Origin of the sequence: Azoarcus sp. DD4 (assembly GCF_006496635.1) — a bacterium.
Classification (GTDB): domain Bacteria; phylum Pseudomonadota; class Gammaproteobacteria; order Burkholderiales; family Rhodocyclaceae; genus Azoarcus.
In genome coordinates this window covers 3383760-3405252 of sequence record NZ_CP022958.1, presented here as the reverse complement: position 1 = coordinate 3405252, position 21493 = coordinate 3383760, and the positions used below count along the sequence as shown (strand labels likewise).

At 65.1% G+C, this 21493-nt stretch carries 17 protein-coding genes and 2 pseudogenes; 6 read left to right on the top strand and 13 right to left on the bottom strand.

Annotated elements, in window-relative coordinates:
• Positions 1–142 precede the first annotated feature (142 nt).
• Positions 143–400: a KTSC domain-containing protein gene (locus CJ010_RS15690; RefSeq protein WP_141018906.1), complete on the top strand. Its 258-nt coding sequence runs from the start codon at positions 143–145 to the stop codon at positions 398–400.
• 54 nt (positions 401–454) lie between these two features.
• On the opposite strand, the gene CJ010_RS15685 is transcribed toward CJ010_RS15690, so the two are convergent.
• Entirely contained in the window at positions 455–3388 is a 2934-nt protein-coding gene (locus CJ010_RS15685; RefSeq protein ID WP_141018905.1) for an EAL domain-containing protein, read from the bottom strand.
• 251 nt (positions 3389–3639) lie between these two features.
• Positions 3640–4605, bottom strand: coding sequence for a UDP-glucuronic acid decarboxylase family protein (locus tag CJ010_RS15680; protein ID WP_141018904.1), 966 nt, complete (start codon positions 4603–4605; stop codon positions 3640–3642).
• A gap of 19 nt (positions 4606–4624) precedes the next feature.
• Here CJ010_RS15680 and CJ010_RS15675 point away from each other — a divergent pair, with 19 nt between their 5' ends.
• Complete coding sequence (locus CJ010_RS15675) at positions 4625–5512, top strand: glycosyltransferase family 2 protein (protein WP_168224972.1); 888 nt, start codon at positions 4625–4627, stop codon at positions 5510–5512.
• Between the two features lie 97 nt (positions 5513–5609).
• Here CJ010_RS15675 and CJ010_RS15670 read toward each other — a convergent pair whose 3' ends face one another.
• Positions 5610–6485 carry an MBL fold metallo-hydrolase gene (locus tag CJ010_RS15670; protein ID WP_141018902.1) on the bottom strand — a complete coding sequence of 292 codons (876 nt, stop codon included), beginning with the start codon at positions 6483–6485 and terminating at the stop codon, positions 5610–5612.
• 99 nt (positions 6486–6584) lie between these two features.
• On the opposite strand from CJ010_RS15670, the gene CJ010_RS15665 reads away from it, so the two are divergent.
• Positions 6585–7487, top strand: a complete 903-nt coding sequence (locus tag CJ010_RS15665; protein ID WP_141018901.1) for a LysR family transcriptional regulator — start codon at positions 6585–6587, stop codon at positions 7485–7487.
• 17 nt (positions 7488–7504) lie between these two features.
• Here CJ010_RS15665 and CJ010_RS15660 read toward each other — a convergent pair whose 3' ends face one another.
• Entirely contained in the window at positions 7505–8764 is a 1260-nt protein-coding gene (locus CJ010_RS15660) for an NADH:flavin oxidoreductase (protein ID WP_141018900.1), read from the bottom strand.
• Positions 8765–8873: 109 nt separating this feature from the next.
• Here CJ010_RS15660 and CJ010_RS15655 point away from each other — a divergent pair, with 109 nt between their 5' ends.
• Entirely contained in the window at positions 8874–9827 is a 954-nt protein-coding gene (locus CJ010_RS15655; RefSeq protein ID WP_240794380.1) for a LysR family transcriptional regulator, read from the top strand.
• Here CJ010_RS15655 and CJ010_RS15650 read toward each other — a convergent pair.
• From CJ010_RS15650 to aspA, 3 genes are all read right to left on the bottom strand, one after another.
• Positions 9782–11266, bottom strand: coding sequence for an aspartate/glutamate racemase family protein (locus CJ010_RS15650; protein ID WP_141018899.1), 1485 nt, complete (start codon positions 11264–11266; stop codon positions 9782–9784). The genes CJ010_RS15655 and CJ010_RS15650 overlap by 46 nt on opposite strands.
• 324 nt (positions 11267–11590) lie before the next feature.
• Positions 11591–12931: a dicarboxylate/amino acid:cation symporter gene (locus CJ010_RS15645; RefSeq protein WP_141018898.1), complete on the bottom strand. Its 1341-nt coding sequence runs from the start codon at positions 12929–12931 to the stop codon at positions 11591–11593.
• A gap of 39 nt (positions 12932–12970) precedes the next feature.
• Positions 12971–14398, bottom strand: coding sequence for an aspartate ammonia-lyase (gene aspA / locus CJ010_RS15640; protein ID WP_141018897.1), 1428 nt, complete (start codon positions 14396–14398; stop codon positions 12971–12973).
• Between aspA and CJ010_RS25475 the strand changes: the two genes are divergently transcribed.
• Both CJ010_RS25475 and CJ010_RS15630 read left to right on the top strand, forming a co-directional pair.
• Positions 14369–15517: a phospholipase D family protein gene (locus tag CJ010_RS25475; RefSeq protein ID WP_240794379.1), complete on the top strand. Its 1149-nt coding sequence runs from the start codon at positions 14369–14371 to the stop codon at positions 15515–15517. The genes aspA and CJ010_RS25475 overlap by 30 nt on opposite strands.
• A 460-nt stretch (positions 15518–15977) precedes the next feature.
• Positions 15978–17645 (top strand): hypothetical protein, encoded by a 1668-nt coding sequence (locus CJ010_RS15630; protein ID WP_141018896.1) that lies wholly within the window; start codon positions 15978–15980, stop codon positions 17643–17645.
• 2 nt (positions 17646–17647) lie between these two features.
• Here CJ010_RS15630 and CJ010_RS15625 read toward each other — a convergent pair.
• The 6 genes and pseudogenes from CJ010_RS15625 to CJ010_RS15600 form a co-directional block, all read right to left on the bottom strand.
• Positions 17648–18271 (bottom strand): annotated as a pseudogene (locus tag CJ010_RS15625) (IS3 family transposase); the annotation flags it as partial.
• A gap of 3 nt (positions 18272–18274) precedes the next feature.
• Positions 18275–18580, bottom strand: coding sequence for a hypothetical protein (locus CJ010_RS15620; protein ID WP_141018895.1), 306 nt, complete (start codon positions 18578–18580; stop codon positions 18275–18277).
• A complete protein-coding gene (locus CJ010_RS15615) occupies positions 18532–20052 on the bottom strand; it encodes an IS66 family transposase (protein WP_141018894.1) in 1521 nt (506 codons plus the stop codon). Before CJ010_RS15615 ends, CJ010_RS15620 begins: the two co-directional genes overlap by 49 nt.
• 53 nt (positions 20053–20105) lie before the next feature.
• Positions 20106–20453, bottom strand: coding sequence for an IS66 family insertion sequence element accessory protein TnpB (gene tnpB, locus CJ010_RS15610; protein ID WP_141018893.1), 348 nt, complete (start codon positions 20451–20453; stop codon positions 20106–20108).
• Complete coding sequence (locus tag CJ010_RS15605; RefSeq protein ID WP_205754796.1) at positions 20450–20827, bottom strand: transposase; 378 nt, start codon at positions 20825–20827, stop codon at positions 20450–20452. The genes tnpB and CJ010_RS15605 overlap by 4 nt, the downstream gene beginning before the upstream one ends.
• Before the next feature lie 107 nt (positions 20828–20934).
• Positions 20935–21437: pseudogene (locus tag CJ010_RS15600) on the bottom strand (transposase); the annotation flags it as partial.
• Between the last annotated feature and the right edge of the window lie 56 nt (positions 21438–21493).

Here is a 21493-nt window from a genome sequence, read left to right as displayed (position 1 = left end):
CTGCTGTTCCTGTAGTCGGCGTTCGATTCGTATCCTTACACCGTCCGGTATCCGCCATTGCGTGGCGGGGATGCGCCGGCGAACGCGTTGCCGGCACAATGGGCGGGAGATCGACAGCGTGAATGCGGAAGGAGACGAGACGATGGAGATGAAACGCATCAGTTCCGGCAAGCTGCGCGCCATCGGCTACGACGCGCGCCAGCGCCTGCTGCGGGTGGAGCTGGACGACGGCAGTGCAATCGAATACGCCGCAGTCGGCGAGGAAGTCTGGCGCAGGCTGTCGGGTTCCGGCTCGGCGTGGAGCTATTACCGCGACAACATCGAGGAAGAATTCGCCGGCAAGCGGGTGGCGGCCAAGGCGGCGCCGAAGGCGAATCCGCTGGACGATCTGTTCAAGTAGCCAGCGCTTCGCAGCTGACAGCGGCCACGAGCCGAGGTTTGAGCGGGCGAGGTCTTAAAGCACGCTGTCCAGAGTCAGCCGCAGGTCGCGCCGGAGCAGCGCTGCAAAGGCTTCTGCGGAGACGGGTTTGCTGAAGTAATAGCCCTGGATCTCGTCGCAGCGGTGTTCGCGCAGCAGGCCGCATTGCTCGGCCGTTTCGACGCCCTCGGCGATCACCTTGAACTTGAGGTTGTGGGCGAGCGCGATGACCGCACGCACGATGGTCGCATCCTCGGTCTGGGTGAGCATGTTGCGCACGAAGGACTGGTCGATCTTCAGCGCATCCACGCGGAAATGCTTCAGGTAGGCGAGGCTGGAGTAGCCGGTGCCGAAGTCGTCGATCGACAGCTTCACGCCGGCCGCCTTGAGCCGCCCGAAGGTGGCGATCATCTTCTCGACGTCCTGGGCGATCAGGCTTTCGGTCAGCTCCAGTTCCAGCAGTTCCGGGGCGAGCCCGGTTTCACGCAGCATGTCCGCCGTCCAGGCGGCGAGATCCTGTTGCAGCAGCTGGCGTGCCGAAATGTTCACCGCGACGGTGGTCGGCGGCAGGCCCGCATCCGACCAGGCCTTGGCCTGCAGGCAGGCGGTGCGCAACACCCAGTCGCTGATCGGGATGATCAAGCCCGAATCTTCCGCGACAGGGATGAAATGGCTGGGCGGCACCATGCCGAGTTCGGGATGATGCCAGCGCAACAAGGCCTCGCAGCCGACGATCGCTCCGCTCTGCAGGCTGACCTTGGGTTGATAGAGCAGTTGCAGCTGGCCGGCCGCCGCCGCGCCGCGCAGGCAGGTTTCCAGGCTGACGCGGCGCTGCGTGTCCCGGCTCAGTTCCTGCGTGAAGCCCTGGAAGGTGTTGCGCCCTAGGCTCTTGGCGCGGTACATCGCCAGGTCCGCATTGATGATCAGGGCATCGGCGGTGTCGCAGTCCTGGGGGAACACGCTCAGGCCGATGCTGCCGGACAGGTGGATCTCGCGGCCTTCCAGCGTGATGGGCTGGCGGAGGCGCTCGATGATCTGGCACGCGCTGAGGTCGGCGTCGGTGCTGTCGTGCAGATCGGTCAGGAGGATCAGGAACTGGTCGCCGCCGTGGCGTGCCACGGTGTCGTTAGGGCGCAGGAGTGAGACGAGCCGGGCGCCGATCACCTTGAGCACCTCGTCCCCGAAGGGGTGTCCATACGCATCGTTGATGATCTTGAAACGATCGAGGTCGAGCAGCAGCAAGGCGAGCGACCGGCCGCTCCGGTCCGAGCACGCGATGGCCTGTTCGAGGCGCTCCTGCAACAGGTGGCGGTTGGGCAGGTCGGTGAGCGCGTCGTGGGTGGCCAGATGCCGCAGCCGCCGCTCGGCGTTCCGGCGCGCAGAGACATCGTTGATGAACAGCGTGTGGATCGGGCGTCCGTCCCGATGCAGGGCGATGACCCGCAGTTCCGCCTCGAACACGCCCTGGGCTCCGGTCAGCTGGAAGATGCCCGGCTCGGTGCGGGCGAGGATCGCGCTCCAGTCGGCGGGGCCGTCGGGCGCGCACAGCTTTTCGGCGACGGCGCGGCCGGTCTCGTCCCGCCGCAGGGCGAACAGGCGCTCGGCCGCCGCATTCCATTCGATCACCGCAAGATCGTGGTCCAGGCTGAGGATGGCGGTGTCGGTGGAATCGAAAACGGCGCCCTTCAGCGCCAGCGAGGCCAGCTGCTGCTCTTTGGCTTCGAGCAGTTGCACGTTCTGGATGGCGAGCTGTTCCTCGCGTTGCCGCAAGGCCGTGGCCATGCGGCCCAGCGCCTCGCCCAGCCGCCGGGTTTCGCGGAAGCCATCGGAGAGGGGCGGAATGACCAGCGGAGCGCGGCTGTCCAGTTGCTCGATACGGGCGACGCTGCGCTCCAGTTCGGCCAGCGGCCGGCCGAAGCGGCGGGCCATGCGGACCGAGATCAGCACGAGGCCGAGCAGCATCGCCAGTCCCATGCCGGCCACCTGGTACAACTGCTTGCGCAGCGGCGCGTCGATGAGCGTCGCGGGGCGCGATGCGACGATCAGCCAGGTGGGGCCGCCCGGCAAGGTCAGTTGGCGGGTGGCCGCCCAGCGGTCTTCATCCTGCCATTGCACGCGACCCACGAAGCCATCCACGCCGCCTCCGATCAGCGTGCCCAGTTCGTCCGGCACGGGCAGCGGCGCGCTGCCGACCTGCCGGGCGCCGATCAGGCTCGGCGTTCCGCCAAGTTCGACGACCTGGAGTTCCACCGCGTATTCGGCGGCGATGGCTGCCAGGAAGCGGTTGAGCGCCGGGATGTCGAGATCGGCGTCCAGTACGCCGATCAACTGGCCGGCGTGGTCGCGTAGCGGCCTCACATAGCTGAATCCCCACAGCGGGGTGCTGCCGCCGCCGTGGACGATCCACTGGTAGGCCGGCAGCCAGCGCCCCTCGACCGGCGCGTCCAGCGCTGCGCGGTAGAACGGACGCACGCGCGGATCGTAGCCGTCCGGGTCGCGCTGCTCGTGGGGTTTGAACCCGGTATCGGTCAGGAGATGGTTGCGCGTCACCGGATCGGTGGGCCGGGCGCCGGGGTGAAGCCACAGCAGGATCCGGCCGTCGGCGGTTCTTTCGAGGTTGCCGTACTCGCCGTGCTCGGCCAGCGCGATGCCGAGGTAGCTCAGCTCCGGCCGCTGTTCGAACGCAGCCAGCGATTTCTCCAGCACCGCCTGCAGGGTCGCCCCGGTCACGGTCGGGTTGCCGGCTGCGCGCGCGGCCGAGTCGGCCGTCATCTCGGCGGCACGGATCAGGATCTGCAGCCGCTCGACCGCCCGTTCGAGCGCGCGGGCGACATCCCGCTCTTCCGCCTCCCTGGTGCTGCTGACGCCCTGCCAGACCATGGCGACCAGGAAGGCAGCTACCAGCACGATGACCAGGCCGGTCGCGTTCAGCACCAATGCATGGGTAAACGAGCGGGGCGCCTGTTTCATCGAGTGAGTTCCGTGGCCGAGGTGGCCATGATGTCATATCGCGGCGTTATGCAGAAACGCATAGAGGGCGCTTCCCGTCCGCTGGGGAGGCGACATGCGATGGCGACGGAATCCCGATGCGCCCGGACCCGTTGGCTCGTCAGCCGGGATTGCCGCCGGTGAGCCACCGGATACGGTCGCGCGTGGAGCCGCCGTCGCCGGGGAGTCTGTCGAGACAGGCTGCCGTCGAGGCGCAGGCGGGCGGCTTCGCGCTACCGGTTGGCGCCTTTCGCGGTGTTCGGGGGCGTATCCAGCAGGCGCCTGAAGTAGGCGATTGTTTCCCGCAGACCATCCTCCAGCGGAATGCTCGGCCACCACTCGAGGTTCTTCCGTGCCAGGCCGATGTCGGGCTGGCGCTGACGCGGATCGTCTTCCGGCAGCGGCTTGAAGGCGAGTTTCGACCTGGAACCGCACAGCCGGATGATGGTTTCGGCGAGCTGGGCGATGGTGTATTCCGACGGGTTGCCGAGATTCACCGGCCCGGTGAAGCCCGGCCCGCTTTGCATCATCCGGACCACGCCGTCGACCAGATCGCTCACGTAGCAGAAGGAGCGCGTCTGGCTGCCGTCGCCGTAGAGGGTAATGTCCTCGCCATGCAAAGCCTGGACAATGAAATTGCTGATGACACGGCCATCGTGCAATTGCATGCCGGGGCCGTAGGTATTGAAGATCCGGACCACCTTGATGTCGAGCTTGTGCTGACGGTAGTAATCGAAAAACAGCGTCTCGGCGCAGCGCTTGCCTTCGTCATAGCAGCTGCGCGGACCGATCGGATTGACCCGGCCCCAGTAATCTTCCGTTTGCGGATGAATTTCCGGGTCGCCGTATACCTCGGAGGTGGATGCCTGCAGAATGCGCGCGCCCGTCCTCTTGGCCAGTCCCAGCATATTGATGGCGCCGTGGACGCTGGTCTTGGTGGTTTGCACCGGGTCGTACTGATAATGAACCGGAGATGCCGGGCAGGCGAAGTTATAGATTTGATCGACCTCGACATGGAGCGGAAATGTGATGTCGTGGCGTAGTGCTTCAAAGTTCGGATTGGCCAGCAGGTCATGAATGTTCTTGCGGCTTCCCGTAAAATAATTGTCTGCCGAAAGCACCTCGTGCCCGTCTGCCAGAAGGCGCCGACACAAATGGGAGCCAATGAATCCGGCTCCGCCAGTTACCAGAATTCGCATAAATAACCCGGAAGATGTCATGCATCAGATCGCATTCGTGATTACCTGCAAGGGCCGCCTGCATCACCTGCGACAAACGATACCTGCGATAGTCGAGCAGGCACCGGCGGAAATCATTGTGGTGGATTACGGATGCCCTGACAACACGGGCGATTGGGTCGAGGCCAATTATCCAGATGTAAAGGTCGTACGCGTCGGGGATGATCCGGGATTCTGTCTGCCGCGTGCCAGGAACATCGGCGCCAGGAATTCGACGACGCCCTGGATCTGTTTTATCGACGCCGATATACGAATCAATCCGGGCTGGCTCGACTGGATGAATAGCCATCTTGCCGCCGGCTGCTTTTATCGGGCGGCGCCGGATGGGGGCGTGCGGAATAACGAGACATTCGGCACCGTCATTTGCCCGAGAATTCCGTTCGAGCAGGTCGGCGGATATGACGAGGCATTCCGCGGCTGGGGCGGGGAGGATACCGATCTCTATCTACGGCTGACGGACGAAATGAAATTGAAGGAGGCTGCATATCCCTCCAGTTTCGTCGAACCGATATCGCACGACGACAGTGAAAGAACGAAATTCCACGACATCAAGAAGCGGGAAACGCAGCATCTGATCAATGTGTCCTACATCAGGATCAAACAGCACCTGCTTCGTGAACATGTCGATCAGCTCCCCATCGATGTCCGCAGCGACATGATGGAGCAGCTCAAGCGCCAGCTCGGCCGCCATCAGGAAGGGCACAGGAAGACCTACTCGGTCGTCCTGGAGATCAAGCAGCTTGTTGCCCGGGATGGCAAACAGCAGGATCTTCTGGTCGAGCTGAAAAAGCAGCGGCGATTCGTTCTGTTCGGTGCGCGCAAGCTGCGCATCAGGGCACGGCCCGCGCGCCGGTCCGGCGTGTCATGAACTGACGACCGGTCGCTGGATGAAGGCGGATGCATCCCGGATTGCGCCGGGATGTCATCCGCCTTCGTTCAAGTGCGACGGGTTCGATGGAGCCGGATTACCACTTCATTTCGCCCTTGTTGACCTTGGCGCCGATGTTCAGGGCGATGTCGAGGCCGGCGTCGGGGTACTGGCGCTTCATTGCCTCGATCACCGCCGCCGAATCCGGTGCCCGGTCCAGCTCGCTTTCGAAGCGCTGCAGGTAGGTACGGCTGTAATGCACCGCCTCGATGCCGGACTTTGCCTGCGGCGCGGCGTGGCCGGGAATCACCGTGGCCGGCTGCAGGGCTTCGATGCGGTCCAGCGCCTTGCCCCAGGCGGCACGCTGGGCCTTGGTCTGGGTGTCTGCCGTCCACAGGTGCAGGCCGGAGAACACATTGACGCCGCCGACCACCGCCTTGATCGACGGAATCCAGACGAAGCTGCGGTTCGGCAACTCGCTGTCCAGCCCCAGCACGTCGAGCTTCTGTCCTTCCAGCGTCAGCCCTTCCCTGGGCAGCGGTTCGGGAATGACGGGCGTGCGCGGCGCGTTGGAACCCAGCTTCGGCCCCCAGAACGCCAGCTTCTTGTCGACCGTGTTCCGGATCCAGGCAATCGTCGGTTCGCTCGCGTACACCTTCACGTCGGGAAACTCGGCCTTGATCACCTCCAGGCCGAAGTAGTAATCGGGGTCGCCGTGGCTGACGTAGACCGCCTTCAGCGCCTTGCCGCTGGCCAGGATGTCGGCCACCAGCCGGTGCGCGTCGGCGCGGGTGAATTGCGCATCGACGAGGATGGCTTCGGCCTTGCCGGTGACCAGCACCGAATTGACGTGGAAGCTGTTGCCGTCGGCGTTGTAGACCTTCAGCTGAAGCGGCGATTCGTCGGCGACGGCGCCGCCGATGGTGGCCAGCGCCAGCAGGGTGCCCAGGGTGATGGTGCGCAGCGTGTTCATGGTCTCTTCCTCGGTGGGTTGGGTGCTGCGAACTATAGGTAGTGGATACGAACGGATAAATGCTCAAATATGAGCATCTTTGTTGCGCAGAGTGTTCAAGTGGATAGATTGACCGCGATGCAGGTTTTCAGCGAGGTCGCCCAGCGCGGCAGCTTTACCGCAGCCGCCGAACATCTGGAGATGAGCCGGGTGATGGTGACGCGCTATGTCGGCGAGCTGGAATCGTGGATGGGCGCGCGGCTGCTGCAGCGCTCGACCCGGCGGCTTTCGCTTACCGACGCCGGCAGCGTCTGTCTTGCGCAGTGCCGCAGGATGCTCGAGCTGTCGCAGGAGATGCGCGACCAATCCGGCCAGCCGGGGCAGGCGCCGCAGGGCATGCTGCGGATGACTGCCAGCATGTCCTTCGGCATTGCCCATCTGGCGACGGCGGTGACCGACTACCTGGCGCGTTACCCCGCCGTCTCGGTCGACATGCTGATGGTGGATCGCAGCGTCAATCTGATCGAAGACCGGGTCGATCTGGCGGTGCGTATCTCCGGCGAACTCGATCCTGGCCTGGTCGCACGGCGGATCGCACCGTGCCGGTCGGTGGTGTGCGCGTCGCCCGCCTACCTGGCGCGTCGCGGGCGGCCGGAAACGCCGGGCGATCTCGCGCGCCACAATTGCCTCACCTACTCCAACTTCGGCAAGGGCGAGTGGCGATTCCTGCGCGGCGACGAGCGGGTCAGCGTCGCGGTGGGCGGAAACCTGAGCGCCAATGAAGCCACCGTCCTCACCCAGGCCACGCTGGCGGGCGCAGGCATTGCGCTGCAGCCGACTTACCTGGTCGGTCCGCTGATCCGGGCCGGCCAGCTGGTCCGCCTGCTTCCCGACTGGAGTCCGCCGGAACTCTCGATCTGGGGCGTCTACCTGTCGCGCCGGCATGCACCGGCGTCGCTGCGTACCATGCTCGACTTCCTGATCGAGCGATTTGGCGGCGAGCCGGGCTGGGATCTGGATTGACGGGCTGCCGCCGGACGTCAGCCCAAACCCAGCTCCGCCAGCATCGCATCCTTCTCCGCCCGCACCCGCGGGTGGTAGCAATCCGCTGGCTGGGCGCCCAGGTGGCCGACGCAGGCATTGCAGTCCACGCAGTGCGGCCCCGGCGTGCCGTCGCGGATGTGCTGGTAGAAGAAGGGATCGGCGAGGAAGGGCCGGCCGGCCGACACCGCGTCGCACAGTCCGCGGGCGATTGCGGCTTCCATCGTCGCCCGAGTGCGAAAGCCGCCGACGCTGATCACCGGTATCGTCAGCCGCGCCTTGAAATCCGGCGTGTAGTCGAGGTTGAAGCCCTCGCGCCCCTTCCACAGCAGATTGCTGGCGAACGCGACCAGCGGGCGGAACACCCGCAGCAGCGTGCGGCGCACGGGCGGCAGGTGGGCCATGCTGCCCGCCATCATGTTGCGCAGGCACAGGTCGAAAGTGCCGCGCACCATCGGGAAGCCGGATTCGTAGTGGCCGACCGAGATTTCCACCGCATCCACCCCGGCCGTCTCCATGATGCGTGCCGCTTCGGCCAGTTCGGCCGGCGCCAGACCGTCGCGCAGCGGCAGGGCGTCGGCGCCGTTCATCTTGATGATGACCGGGAAGTCCGCGCCCACCCGGCTGCGGATCGCGCCCAGCACCTCGCGCGCGAAACGCGTGCGCCGCTCGGGCGTGCCGCCGTAGTCGTCGTCGCGCCGGTTGGTGTAGGGGGTGAGGAACTGGCTCATCAGGTAGCCGTTGGCCGAGTGCATCTGCACGCCGTCGAAGCCGGCGTCGCGGCAGCGCCGCGCGGCCTCGCCAAACTGGTCGACGATGGCGGCGATCTCGTCGGCACGCATCGCCCGCGGCCGGGTGCCGGTGAGCAGGTCCTTGACCGCCGAGGCCGAGACGACCTCCGTCGCGCCGACGAAGTCTGGCACCACCTGGCGTCCACAATGATTGAGCTGGGCGAAGATGCGCCCGCCATGGGCGTGCACTGCCTCGGTGATCCGCGCCAGACCGGCGATCTTGTCGTCGTGGTCGGCACCCACCTGGCGCGGCGCCGATTTGCCCTGGCGGCTGACGTAGATGTTGCCGGTGATGATGAGCGGCGTGCCGCCCATCGCCAGCAGGCGGTAGAAGGCGACCAGTTCGTCGGTGACGAAGCCGTCGGCCGAGGCGCGCGTTTCCGCCGTCGCCGTCTTGAACAGCCGCCCCGGCAGTTCCAGCCCGCCGATGCGGATCGGCGTGAATAACAGGGTTTCGCTGGCAGCCATGCGTCACCTCCGCGAGCGCGGCCGGCAATCCCGATTGAATCGCCGTGTCATTGCAGCATAGACGACGTGTCCGGCAGTGGGCGCAGCCGGTGGTTTCGGCGGACAATCCGTGCTCGTCAAATCGCCGGTGCATGCCATGTCCAGCCTGGACAAGATCGACCTCAATTCCCTGCTGACCTTCGCCGCGGTGGCGGAGGCCGGCGGCTTCACCGCCGCGGCGGATCGCCTGGGCACCACCAAGGCGCGGGTCAGCCTCGCCATCGGCCGGCTGGAGAGCGAACTCGGCACCACGCTGTTCAGCCGCACCACCCGCCGGGTGACGCTCACCGAGGCCGGCGAGGCCTTGCAGGCGCGCTGCGTGCCGCTGCTGCGCGAGGCGCAGACGGTGCTCGCCGAGGTGGCGGAGGGCGAGGGCGCCGAGCTGGGCGGCACGTTGCGGCTGACTGCCTCGGTGGATCACGCCACGCAGTCGCTCGCCGGCGTGGTTGCCGCTTTCGCCGCCCGCCATCCGCGGCTGCAGATCGAGCTGCGCACCAGCGACCGGGTGGTCGACCTCGTCAAGGAAGGGCTGGATCTCGGCCTGCGCATGGGCTGGCTGCGCGATTCCTCGCTGCGGGCGAGCAAGCTCGGCGATTTCGACCAATACCTGGTCACGTCCCCCGCCTACCTGGAGCGCCACCCCGCACCGCAGACGCCGGAGGACCTCGCCGACCACACCTGGGTGGCCTTGATGCTGCTGCCGACGCCGCTCACCTGGACCTTCACCCGCGACGACGGCGAAACCCGCACGCTGCGGATGAACGCGCCGCTGCGCACCGATTCCGCCGGCACGCTGCGTGCGCTGCTGCGCCACGGCGCCGGGGTGTCGGTGCTCGACCAGTTGAGCGCCGAGGCCAGCATCGCGCGCGGCGAACTCGTCCGTCTGCTGCCGGAGTGGCGGCTGCCGCGCGGCGGCATCTACGCGGTGCACCCGCCCGGCCGCCATGTGCCGGCCAAGGTGCGCGCCTTCATCGAGTTCTACAAGGCGACGGCGCCCTGCACTGGGGCCGCGCCCGCGGCCTGAGCGGCGAGCTGCACGCATTTCTGCGCAAGGATTTCGGTGGGGTCGAGCAGCGCGATGCGGCGCCCGGCCACCGGGAAGTCCTCGTCCTGCGCCAGCAGCAGCGGCAGCTCGGTGCAGCCGAGGATGACCACCTCGGCGCCGCGCAGCACCAGCGCCACCAAGGCGAGCATCAGATCGTCCACGCAGCGCCCGCTGGTGTGGCCGGCCTTGACGCCTTGCGGCCCGTAGATGGCCTCCATCACCCGCGCCTGATCGGCCTCGTCCGGCACGATCAGCTCCAGCCCGGCCTCGGCGGCGATGTCGTGATAGACGCCGCTCGCCACCGTACCGCTGGTCGCCAGCAGGCCGACGCGGCGGCGCTGCGGATGTGCACGGCGGATGTGGGCGACGGTTTCCACCAGCATGTGCACCACCGGAATGGCGAGCTGCGGCTGGATGCGGCCGACGAAGGCGTGCGCGGTGTTGCAGGGGATGGCGATGACGTCGGCCTCGGCCGCCTCCAGCTTCTTGCAGGTGGCGTAGAGCGCGATGGTGGGGTCGGCGCCGTGGCCGAGCAGGTTGGCAGTGCGGTCGGGGATCTGCGGGTTCTGCTCGACGACGATCTTAAGATGTTCCTGGTCTCGCCCGGCCGGGGTGTTGCGCACGATCTTGTCCATGAAATCCACCGTCGCCGCCGGGCCGACGCCGCCGACCACGCCGATCTTGAAGGGCCGTGGCTGCGGCCGGGCAGGCCGCGCCACCGCATGCTCGGCATAGATGCGGTTGACGTCGAGGACGGGGATGCCGCGTGCAAGCAGCGCGTCCATCACCAGCGGCACCTCGCTGAAGCCGGGCAGGATCAGCTCGGCGCCCTGGTCCAGCAGGTCGCGGCAGGCGCGCGCCAGGCGCTCCACCGCAACGCCCTGCAGCTGCCCGGCCTTGATCCCGTCCGCGCCATAGATCGCCGTCATCACGCCTTCGCGCTGGACGTCCGGTCGGGGGTAGAGCAGGGACGTCGCCGGGAAATGGCGTTCGAACAGCGCGCTGGCGCGGACATGGTCGGAGGTCAGCACGCCCAGCCGGCGGGTGCCGGGGTAGTGGGCGGCAAGGTGCGCCTGCAGCGCATCCATGATGCTGAGGATGGGGAGGCGGACCTCGACGCGCAGCTCGTCGAGAAAGGTGTGGCTGATGAAGCAGGGCAGCAGCACCGCATCCACCCCGCGCGCCTCGAAGCGGCGGATGGTGTCGAACACGTAGAGCTTGCGGCCGCCGTGGGTGGCATCGCTGTCGCCGGGGCGGTCGTCGTCGCGGAAGGGCCGCTGCTCGAACAGCAGCTCGGCCTGATCCTGCCCGCGCGCAGCCGGCATCGCCTTGGCGAGCTTGTAGAACAGATCCGCGGCGCCGAGCATGCCGAGGCCACCGACGATGCCGAGTCGGCAGGGGTGTATGGGGTGTTGCATGGGGTATTCCGTTTTTGCTCGCTCGCCTTCAAGGGGCGTAGGCGGGGTTTCGCAGAGCCTTGCTCTGCGCCGCCGGAGCGGCGGAGCGAAGCGAAGACTCCCGGGTCAGGGTGGTTTTTTCCCCTCCCCTTCAAGGGGAGGGTTAGGGTGGGGATGGGGTTACGGAGATGCAGATGACCCCATCCCCATCCCAGCCTTCCCCTTGAAGGGGAAGGAGCCCCCCCGGCGCCCGGACTCATCGCCAATCGCCGGCCGGACGACGGTGCCGTCCGGCAACGGCTCCCGGGTCAGGGTGGGGATGGGGTCAGGGGCAGATTCGTGAAATCAACCGCGCGCCCCCTCGGCAACCGGCACCTTCGCAACCAGCGCTTCCGGCAGCGCGATGACGTCGCCCGCGGCGTGTTCCGTCTCCGCATCGTCCGCATCCACCACCGTCGGTCCCAGCTTGCCTTCCCACTTCGCAATCGCCGCCGTCGCCAGGCTGTTGCCGATCACGTTGGTGGCGGTACGGCCCATGTCGAGGAAGACGTCGATGCCCATGATCAGCAGCAGGCCGGCTTCCGGCAGACCGAACATCGGCAGCGTGGCGGCCACCACCACCAGCGAGGCGCGCGACACGCCGGCCATGCCCTTGCTGCTCACCATCAGCACCAGCAGCATGGTCAGCTGGGTGAAGAAGGACATCTCGATGCCATACACCTGGGCGATGAACATGATCGCGAAGGCCTGGTAGATCATCGAGCCGTCGAGGTTGAAGGCGTAGCCCATCGGCAGCACGAAGCCGGTGACCTCGTCCTTGACGCCGAACTTCTCCAGCTGCTCCATGGTTTTCGGGTAGGCGGCCTCGCTGCTGGCGGTGGAGAAGGCGATCAGTGTCGGTTCCTTTACCAGCCCGAGCAGGGTGAACACCCGTTTCTTCAGCACCACGTAGCCCACCCCGACCAGCACCAGCCACAAGGAGGCGAGGCCGAGGTAGAAGCTGCCGATCAGCGCCGCGTAGGTGGACAGCACGCCCAGCCCCTGCACCGTGATCGCCGCCGCCACCGCCGCGAACACGCCGATCGGCGCGAACAGCATCACGTAGTCGGTGATCTTGATCATCACGTGCACCAGCTCGTCGATGGTGCAGATCATCGCCTTGCCGGTGGCGTCCTTCAGCGAACTCAGGGCAAAGCCGAAGAACAGCGAGAACACCACGATCTGCAGCACCGCATTGCCCGACATCGCCTCGAAGATGCTCTTGGGGAAGACGTTGACGATGAAGTCCTTGAAGTTGAGCGAGGCGGTCTTCAGGTGGGTGGCGGCGCCCGCATCCGGCAGCGCCAGCTGCATGCTGTGGCCGGGCTGCAGCACGTTGGCCCAGAACAGGCCGAGCGCGAGCGACACGAAGGAGGCGGTGACGAACCAGCCCATCGCCTTCAGCGTGATGCGCCCCACCGCCTTGCTGTCGCCCAGGCTGGCAATGCCGGCCACCAGGGTGGCGAACACCAGCGGCGCGATGATCATCTTCACCAGGCGCAGGAAGATGTCGGTAAGCGCGGTGAAGTAGCCGGCAATCTCCTTGGCCGCCCCGGCATCCGGCGCCAGCGTATTGCACAGGTAGCCGACGACGATGCCGAGCACCAGCGCGATGAAGATCCAGGTAGTGAGTTTGTTGAGTTTCATGGTGTCTCCTCTATCCCTTCTTGTTTGGGCCTGCCGCGCTCAGCGCGCCACGGCCAGCCCCACAAACGCCCGCGGCCGCGTCAGCACCTCGGGCTGCAGGATCTCGTCGAGCTGTTCCCGGCTCAGCAGCCCCTTGTCCAGCACCAGGCCATACACGCTGCCGCCGCTGGCGAGCGCCTCGCGGGCGATCTCGGTGGCGTTGGCGTAGCCGATGTAGGGGTTGAGCGCGGTCACCAGGCCGATGGAGTTTTCCACGCTGTGGCGCAGCGCCTCGCGGTTCACCGTGATGCCGGCGACGCAGCGTTCGGCGAGCGTCAGGCAGCCGGCGCGCAGGTGGGTGACGCTCTTGAACAGGCTGTGGGCGATGATGGGTTCGAAGGCGTTGAGCTGCAGCTGGCCCGCTTCGGCGGCAAAACTCACGGTGAGGTCGTTGCCGATCACCTCGAAGGCGATCTGGTTCATCACCTCCGGAATCACCGGGTTCACCTTGCCCGGCATGATGGACGAGCCCGCCTGCATCGCCGGCAGATTGATCTCGCCCAGCCCGGCGCGCGGCCCGGAAGAGAGCAGGCGCAGGTCGTTGCACACCTTGGACAGCTTGATCGCCACCCGCTTCAACACCCCGGAAACCTGCACGAAGGCGCCGCAGTCCTGAGTGGCCTCCACCAGATTGGGCGAGGTCAGCAGCGGAATGCCGGTGATCCCGGCCAGATGCCGGCACACCAGCCCGGCGTAGTCGGGGTGGGCGTTGATGCCGGTGCCGATGGCGGTGGCGCCGAGGTTGATCTCGCGGATCAGCAGCACCGCCTCCTTCAGCCGGGCGATGTCCTCTTCCAGCATCACCACGTAGGTCGAGAATTCCTGGCCGACGGTCATCGGCACCGCGTCCTGCAGCTGGGTGCGGCCCATCTTCAGCACGTCGGCAAACTCGGTGGCCTTGGCGTCGAAAGCCGCGCGCAGCACCTCCATCGCCTCGATCAGGCCGAGGATGCCGCGGTAGCCGGCGAGCTTGAGCGCAGTCGGATACACGTCGTTGGTGCTCTGGCTCATGTTCACATGCTCGTTGGGATGCAGCCGGGCGTAGTCGCCGCGGGTGCTGCCGAGCAGTTCGAGCGCGCGGTTGGCGATCACCTCGTTGGCGTTCATGTTGGTCGAGGTGCCGGCGCCGCCCTGGATGACATCGACCACGAAGTGTTCGTGCAGCGCACCGGCGCGGACTTCCTCGCAGGCGCCGATGATGGCCCCGGCGCGCTCGGCATCGAGCAGGCCGAGCTCGCGGTTGGTCAGCGCCGCCGCCTGCTTGATCGCGGCCAGCGCGGCGACCAGGTCGGGGTAGATCGAGATCGGCGTGCCAGTAATGGGAAAGTTTTCGACCGCGCGCAGGGTATGCACCCCGTAATAAGCGTCGGCCGGCACGGCGCGGTCGCCGAGAAGGTCGTGTTCGATGCGTTCGGCTTTGCAGAGCATGATGTGTCCTGTGATGGGGAAGGCGCATCAATGCTATGGACGCAGCTGCGATTTCGTGGCGAGTTATGCGATAAATGCATGACTGCCCCAAGAAAGCCGAATAAGGGAAGGGGCGCTATCGCCTTTGCATGCGTGCCGGCGGCGGGTTTTCCCGCTCGCACCGGCGGTCTGCGCGCATCACTGCCGCCCGGCAAGCACGGCCCGGCCGGGAGCACGGCCCCGCCTGCCTGCACTCCGGCCGTGAAGCACATCACGCCGGCATTCCGTGTTGCCAAATGTAATATGCCGTTCGATCATGTCGAACGGGAACGCCACCCGCCAGTCACGGCACCGTGCCGGCAAGCGCCCCCGATCCGCCGAACCGCAAGCACAGAAAACGTCATGGCCAAATTCCTGAATACCAGCGCGACCAACTACTTCCTGGAAGAACTGATCAAGAACGCCAAGGATCGCCTGATCCTCATCAGCCCCTTCCTCAAGCTCAACGACCGGATGAAGGAGCTGCTGGCCGACAAGAACCGGCTGAAGATCGACGTCCGCATCGTCTATGGCAAGAGCGAACTCCAGCCGGAGGAGATCAACTGGCTGAAGGAACTCACCTACATCCGCACCAGCTTCTGCAAGAACCTGCACGCCAAGTGCTACATGAACGAAGAACTGGCCATCATCACCAGCCTCAACCTCTACGAATTCAGCCAGATCAACAACAACGAAATGGGCGTGCTGATCCGGCGCGAGGAAGACGGCGAGCTTTACCGCGAAACCTATGACGAAGCGCAGCGGATCATCCGCATCAGCGATGAGGTAAGGATCACGCTGGAGCGGGTGAGTGCGGATGCCAAGGGCGAGGACGAGGGTAAGGGGGAATCCGAGGACAGCGGCGACAAAAGCGAGACTGGTGACCGCAGCGGCAAGCTGACCACGTCCAAGCTGGCGCAGAAATCCGGGATGAAGACCGGGGAGTTTCTGGAAAAGCTGGTTGCGGCGGGGCTACTGGAAACGCGGGATGGAAAGCACTACCTGACGGCAAAGGGGAAAGAGGCCGGTGGGGAGTTCAAGATGAGTCCGCGGTTCGGGCCGTATTTTCTTTGGCCTGAGGGGCTGAGTCTGTTGTTGTAATCAATATATGAGAGGAAGGCGCTTACGGCAGGAGATCGGCCAAAGCTGTCGTTCAGGTGTTCCCGCGCAAGCGGCAGCAATGTTTCAGCAACGCGCCTTTCAGCACTGACTTGCCCTGAGCGGTAGCTTCCAGACGAGCCCCGTCATCCACTGAGCCACAGCTTCCAGTGGCTGCTGTCTGCTGCACCAGAAATCACCATCCCTTGGTAGCCGAAGCGGGTGTTGGCTCGTGGGTACGTTGACAGCTGACCAGCGACAAGTTTTCCGGGAAACGACGGAGCCCTTGCCATGCGGGCAAAGCAGGAAATGCTCGGAACCATGTTGAAGCACGACGAGGCACAGCAGAGCGTCGAAGACATATCCCTGCCTGCGCTTAGCGGGGGCCAGATACATAAGCGGCGCAAAGCAAAGTGCCTTGTGGATGAGCTAGCGCGATATGCTTTCCGAAAAGGAGGCGGACATGACGGAAATGTATCTGAATGCGCTTAAGGGAGAGCTTCAAAAGGGTGATCCGAAAACGCTAGAGCGGCTTGCCGCCGACCTAGTCAGCAAGCTCGTCGGTGTCCGCCTAACCGTTGCAAAGTCCGGTTTCCAGCATGGCTCAGACGCGGGAACGGTTGGCCGTTCTGGGCGACACCTTCGCCTTGAGTGTAAGCGCTACGCTGATGACTCACCTCTCGACGACCGAAACTTGCAGGGCGAGATAGATGACGCGCTTAGACGAGACGGCGCCCTTGAGGCTTGGATTCTCTTCTCTACTCGGGGCGTTCCTCAACAGACAGAAGACAGCCTGCAGGCCAAGGCGCAAACCACGGGTGTCCCCGTCATCGTGATTGACTGGCGACAGGACAGCGCTGAACTGCCGACTCTCGCCGCGCTGTGTGCTTGGGCACCTGAAATTATCGAAAAACATTATGGCGAAACTGCAAGGACAGTTGCAGAGGCAATGGCTGAGCCTGCGAAGCCTTTAGTAGAGCGCCTTGTGCGCGAACTATCGCCTTGGGCCATTGGATACCAGAGACTCGTCGATAGTGCCAATGAACGATTCAAGAAACTATGGAGCAACGCAGCAGAGTCTAGGAGTGTGTTCGGTCAGAACGTTGCTGGCGGAGTAGTTCCGGTCGTCCACCGACAGTCCATTTCGAGCGGGTTGGAGTCTTGGTGGCTATCGGATCCAAACAGCACAGCCGTCGTACACGGCGCCGAAGGTATGGGTAAGACTTGGGCCGTTGTGCAATGGGCGCAAAGTAGGTTGGAAACACTTCCAATCTTTCTCATGCTGCCCTCGTCGGCCTTCAAGGAGATGAGAGGTATCACATACGCAAGCGCTACGGAATTTATCGGCGATGCGCTTCGTGATTTAACCCCCGGCACTGAGAGAACTTACTGGCGGGCACGAGTGGAGCGTCTGCTTCAGAGGCCTGTCATCGAAGGGCCTGCGTTTCTCTTGTTGGTGGACGGGGTCAACCAAGAGCCTTCCTTTGAGTGGGAGCGCTTCCTTCAACTTCTAGAGGGTGACGCCTTTAAGGGGCGTGTGCGAGTAGTGGTTACAGCGCAGACGCATTTCCTGCGAGAACGCCTTCACGATCTGCGCCGTCTGTCTTACTCCGTTAAACGGTTTGAGATCGGGCCGTACGACCTATCTAAAGGGGGTGAATTCGATGCTCTGCTTAGCCTCCATGGCGTCGATCGGGGTCGGCTTTCTGCTGCAGTGATCGAGCTTGCGCGTATTCCCCGTCTGTTTAAGCTAGCTATCCATCAGAGCAGCGATGCTGCCTTGTACGGTGAGCCAACACCCGGGCGCCTCCTGTGGGCGCATGCGCGAGATGAGTTAGGCCTGAAGGCAAAAGCCTCTCTCAGTGAGAGCGACTGGGAAGAATGGCTTCAAAGTCTTGCAAATCGATATCTGCAGGACATCGTTGCAGGAAAAATGCTTGGGGTTGATGAGAAGGGGTACTCGACCAAGGAACTGGGGGAGATGGTCAGAGACCCTTCTGGCTCGGCTGATGAGACAGCTCGACGGCTGTACGAAATCGTTAGCGGCACTTGGCTTGAACCGATACCTGGGCGTTCCGGGCGCTTGAGGCCTACTGGTAATCCCCCCATTTTCAGGGGCAGCCAGAAGTAGAGCTATGCGGCGATGGCCAGCCGCTGCTTTGGGGTGATACCGCCCAAGGCCATGTTGGGGCGCTCGTGATTGTAGAGCCAGAGCCAGCGGGTGGCGTAATCCTGGACCTCATCGATCGACTCGAACAGGTAGTGACCGAGCCAGTCGTAGCGTACGGTGCGGTTAAAGCGCTCGACGTAGGCATTTTGCTGCGGCTTTCCGGGCTGGATGTGATTGAGCTGAACACCGTTCTTCTGTGCCCACTCGGTCAGCGTCTTGCCGACATATTCCGGTCCGTTGTCGCTGCGGATCGCCGTTGGCTTGCCTCGCCATTCGATCACCTGTTCGAGCGCGCGCACGACCCGCTCGGCGGGCAAGGACAGATCGATGTCCATGGCGAGCGCTTCGCGGTTGAAGTCATCGATGATGTTGAGCAGTCGGAAACTGCGCCCATCGGCCAGCTGATCGTGCATGAAGTCCATCGACCAGCACTGATTGATCGCCTTGGGTACCGCCAGCGGTTCGGGTTTCTCGCGCACGATCCGCTTTCGCGGCTTGATGCGCAGATTGAGCTCGAGCTCGCGATAGATCCGATACACCCGCTTGTGATTCCAGCGTAAGCGTCCGGTGCCAACCGTCTTGCGCAGCGCTCAGTCCGATGCGTTGATCTCGTCGGTGACCTCGCCGTCGCGCAATGCGCGGACGATGGCGGCATCGAGCCGGGTCAGGAGTTCGTAGAGGGTTTCGCCGTCGCGGCGCTGGAGCATGGCCAGGCAGTTGTGGTCGTCGTTGGCGATGGCGACGCAGCCGACGGGGTACAACTGCCCGAGGGTGATTTGCCCTTCGGTCTCGATCAGTGTGGTGACGTTGGGGAGGCCGGCCAGCGGATCGTCCGCCGGGACCGGTGCTATGCGGCTTCCCGGTTTGCTTCGACCGGGGCGAGTTCGACGTTCCATGGCAGCAATTCCTCGATGCGGTTGACCGGGTGCTCGGCGATGCGCGCGAGCACGTGGCGCAGGTAGGCCTCCGGATCCAGGTCGTTGAGCTTGGCCGTGCCGATCAGGCTGTAGATCGTAGCCGCGCGCTTGCCCCCGGCGTCCGAGCCGGCAAAGAGGTAGTTCTTGCGGCCGATCGCCACGGTACGCAAGGCCCGTTCGGCGGCATTGTTGTCGATCTCGATGCGCCCGTCGTCGGCGTAGCGGGTAAGCGCCGGCCAGCGCGTGAGCGCATAGCGGATCGCCTCGGCGAGCGCCGAGCGCTTCGAGATCTTGGTCAGCGTCTCCTCGAGCCACTCCTTGAGTGACGCGAGTAGCGGTGCGGTGCGCGCCTGGCGCACCTCGCGTCGCACGTCGGGCGGCTGGCCGCGGATGGCGGCCTCGACCTCGTAGAGCGCGCCGATGCGCGTGAGCGCCTCGGTGGCGATCGGCGAGGCATGCGCCTTGGCGAGCTCGTAGAACTTGCGACGGGCATGCGCCCAGCACGCGGCCTCGGCGATGTCTCCGTGGGCATACAGCGGCCCGTAGCCTGCGAAGGCGTCGGCTTGCAGGATGCCGCGGAACGCTTTCAGGTGCGCCTGGGGATGTTCGCCCCGCCGGTTCGGCGAGTAGGCGAACCACACGGCGGGTGCCGCTCGATCACCGGCCGGGCGATCGTCGCGCACGTAGGTCCATAGCCGCCCGTTGCGGGTCTTGCCCTCGCCGGGGGCGAGCACCGGCACCGGGGTGTCGTCGGCGTGGACCTTGGCGGCCGCGAGCACGTAACGGTTGAGCGCTTCGACCAGCGGGCGTAGCAGCGCGCTGCACTGGCCAACCCAGTCGGCGAGCGTCGAGCGTTCGAGCGTGACGCCCGCCCGGGCGTAGATGTCGCTCTGGCGGTAGAGCGGCAGGTGGTCGCAGTACTTGGCGGTGAGGACATGGGCGAGCAGTCCCGCCCCGGCCCGGCCGCGGGCAATCGGGCGGCTCGGTGCCGGCGCCTGGACGATCGCGTCGCAGTGAGCGCAGGCAAGCTTGGGTCGAACGTGGCGAACCACCCGGAAGTAGTCAGGCACGTACTCGAGCATTTCGCTCACGTCCTCGCCGAGCCGCTTCAACACGCCGCCGCAGTCCGGGCAGCAGGTCGCCTGCGGCGCATGCTCGAGCTGCTCGCGCGGCAGGCGCGCCGGCAGCGGCTCGCGCGCGGCGCGTTCGGATTCGGTGTCGGGGGTAATCGGGGAAACGGCGACGGCGCGCTCGGCGCGCACCGCCTCGAGCTCTTCGAGCGAGAGTTCCAGCTGGCCGATGGTCTCGTCGAGCTGCTCCGAGCGGCGGCCGAACTGCGCCCGGCGCAGCTTCGCGATGATGAAGTTCAGGCGCTCGATCTCGGCCTGCTGCGCCGCGACCATCGCCTTGAGCAGCGTGGCATCATCGGGCAGGGGCGAGGTCGAGTTCATGACGCGAGTCTACGCGAGTCCGCCCCGTGTGAACAGCCCTCTTGGCGCCCCTCCTATGCCGCGCATTCGGGTTGCCAGCTTCGCCGGGGGCGACGCCAGTCGATGCCTTCGAGCAGCATCGACAATTGCGCCGCGGTGAGATGGACTGCGCCTTCGGTGGCCTGCGGCCACACGAAGCGGCCGTGTTCGAGCCGCTTGGCGAACAGGCACACCCCGTCGCCGCTCCACCACAAGAGCTTCACCAGGTGGCCACGCTGGCCTCGGAAGATGAACACGTGCCCCGAGAACGGATTCTCACCCAGCGCGCCTTGCACCAGCGCGGCCAAGCCGTCCATGCCGCGGCGCATGTCGGTGACGCCGGCCACCAGCCAGATCCGGGTGCCGGCCGGCAGTCCGATCATGCCCGCGCGGCCAGACAGTCGAGCACCATCGCCAGCGTGCTACGGCGGACCGCGCCGCGCACGCGCACCGTGGCGCCGTTCAGGACGATCTCGATCTCCGTCGTCAGGCCGCTGGCGCCGGATGTTGCCTCCTGCGGTAGCGCCGGGGCGGTGGTGAGTACCGGCAACAGCAGGGGCAGTTCGGTCACAGCGTGTTCGTGCAGCGGCGTGCCAAACTTGCCAGCCCGGTAGTGGCGACGCCATTTGAACAGCAGATTGGCATTGACGCCGTGCTCCAGCGCGAGTTTGGCCACCGAGATGCCCGGCTCACACGCCAGGCCCGCGAGCCGCCGCTTGAAATCAACCGGATGATTCGGACATCCCTTACGGGTCACCCGGACTCTGCCGTTCGTAGCCACTTTGGTCCCCACCACTTCTTTGGTGGGCACCACTTTGGGCGACCTCAGTCAGCAGGGGAAGACGGTACAGAACGGACGCTTACATTCCAGCGGTAGCCCTTCACGTTTCGCAGGTACAAGAAGCACAGGCCAAAGCCCCAGTTGCGCTGGTTGTGGGTCAGGCGGATCAAGTGATCGGCGATCTCGGCATTCTCGGCCGAGCACTTTGCCTGGTAGTGGTAGCAGGTTTCGCTGATCCCGAATGCCGCACACGCCACGCGTATGCTCGCGCCGCGCTGCTGCACGGCCTGGTAAGCCATCTCACGCCGGCGAGATGGCTTCACCACTTTTTTTCGAGGGCCTCCTTCACGATCTCCGCCTTGAGCCGTTCTTCTGCATACATCTTCTTGAGCCGAGCGTTCTCCACTTCGAGCTCCTTGAGCCGCGCCATCAGCGACGCATCCATGCCACCAAACCTGGCCCGCCACTTGTAGAACGTCGCCGAGCTGATGCCGTGCTCCCGGCACAGCTCCGGAACCGGCTTGCCAGCCTCCGCCTGCTTGAGCACAGCGATGATCTGGCTGTCTGAAAACCTCGATGTCTTCATCTTGTAGAACTCCCTCGATCCGAGAAAATTCTACTTCTGAGCGCCCCTATTTGCCG

What these genes read in the sequence shown, in the direction of transcription:
- CJ010_RS15690 (WP_141018906.1), top strand. Translation starts at nt 143, where the DNA reads ATGGAGATGAAACGCATCAGTTCCGGCAAGCTGCGCGCCATCGGCTAC.
- CJ010_RS15685 (WP_141018905.1), bottom strand. Translation starts at nt 3,388, where the DNA reads ATGAAACAGGCGCCCCGCTCGTTTACCCATGCATTGGTGCTGAACGCG.
- CJ010_RS15680 (WP_141018904.1), bottom strand. Translation starts at nt 4,605, where the DNA reads ATGCGAATTCTGGTAACTGGCGGAGCCGGATTCATTGGCTCCCATTTG.
- CJ010_RS15675 (WP_168224972.1), top strand. Translation starts at nt 4,625, where the DNA reads ATGCATCAGATCGCATTCGTGATTACCTGCAAGGGCCGCCTGCATCAC.
- CJ010_RS15670 (WP_141018902.1), bottom strand. Translation starts at nt 6,485, where the DNA reads ATGAACACGCTGCGCACCATCACCCTGGGCACCCTGCTGGCGCTGGCC.
- CJ010_RS15660 (WP_141018900.1), bottom strand. Translation starts at nt 8,764, where the DNA reads ATGGCTGCCAGCGAAACCCTGTTATTCACGCCGATCCGCATCGGCGGG.
- CJ010_RS15650 (WP_141018899.1), bottom strand. Translation starts at nt 11,266, where the DNA reads ATGCAACACCCCATACACCCCTGCCGACTCGGCATCGTCGGTGGCCTC.
- CJ010_RS15645 (WP_141018898.1), bottom strand. Translation starts at nt 12,931, where the DNA reads ATGAAACTCAACAAACTCACTACCTGGATCTTCATCGCGCTGGTGCTC.
- aspA (WP_141018897.1), bottom strand. Translation starts at nt 14,398, where the DNA reads ATGCTCTGCAAAGCCGAACGCATCGAACACGACCTTCTCGGCGACCGC.
- CJ010_RS15630 (WP_141018896.1), top strand. Translation starts at nt 15,978, where the DNA reads ATGACGGAAATGTATCTGAATGCGCTTAAGGGAGAGCTTCAAAAGGGT.
- CJ010_RS15620 (WP_141018895.1), bottom strand. Translation starts at nt 18,580, where the DNA reads ATGGAACGTCGAACTCGCCCCGGTCGAAGCAAACCGGGAAGCCGCATA.
- CJ010_RS15615 (WP_141018894.1), bottom strand. Translation starts at nt 20,052, where the DNA reads ATGAACTCGACCTCGCCCCTGCCCGATGATGCCACGCTGCTCAAGGCG.
- tnpB (WP_141018893.1), bottom strand. Translation starts at nt 20,453, where the DNA reads ATGATCGGACTGCCGGCCGGCACCCGGATCTGGCTGGTGGCCGGCGTC.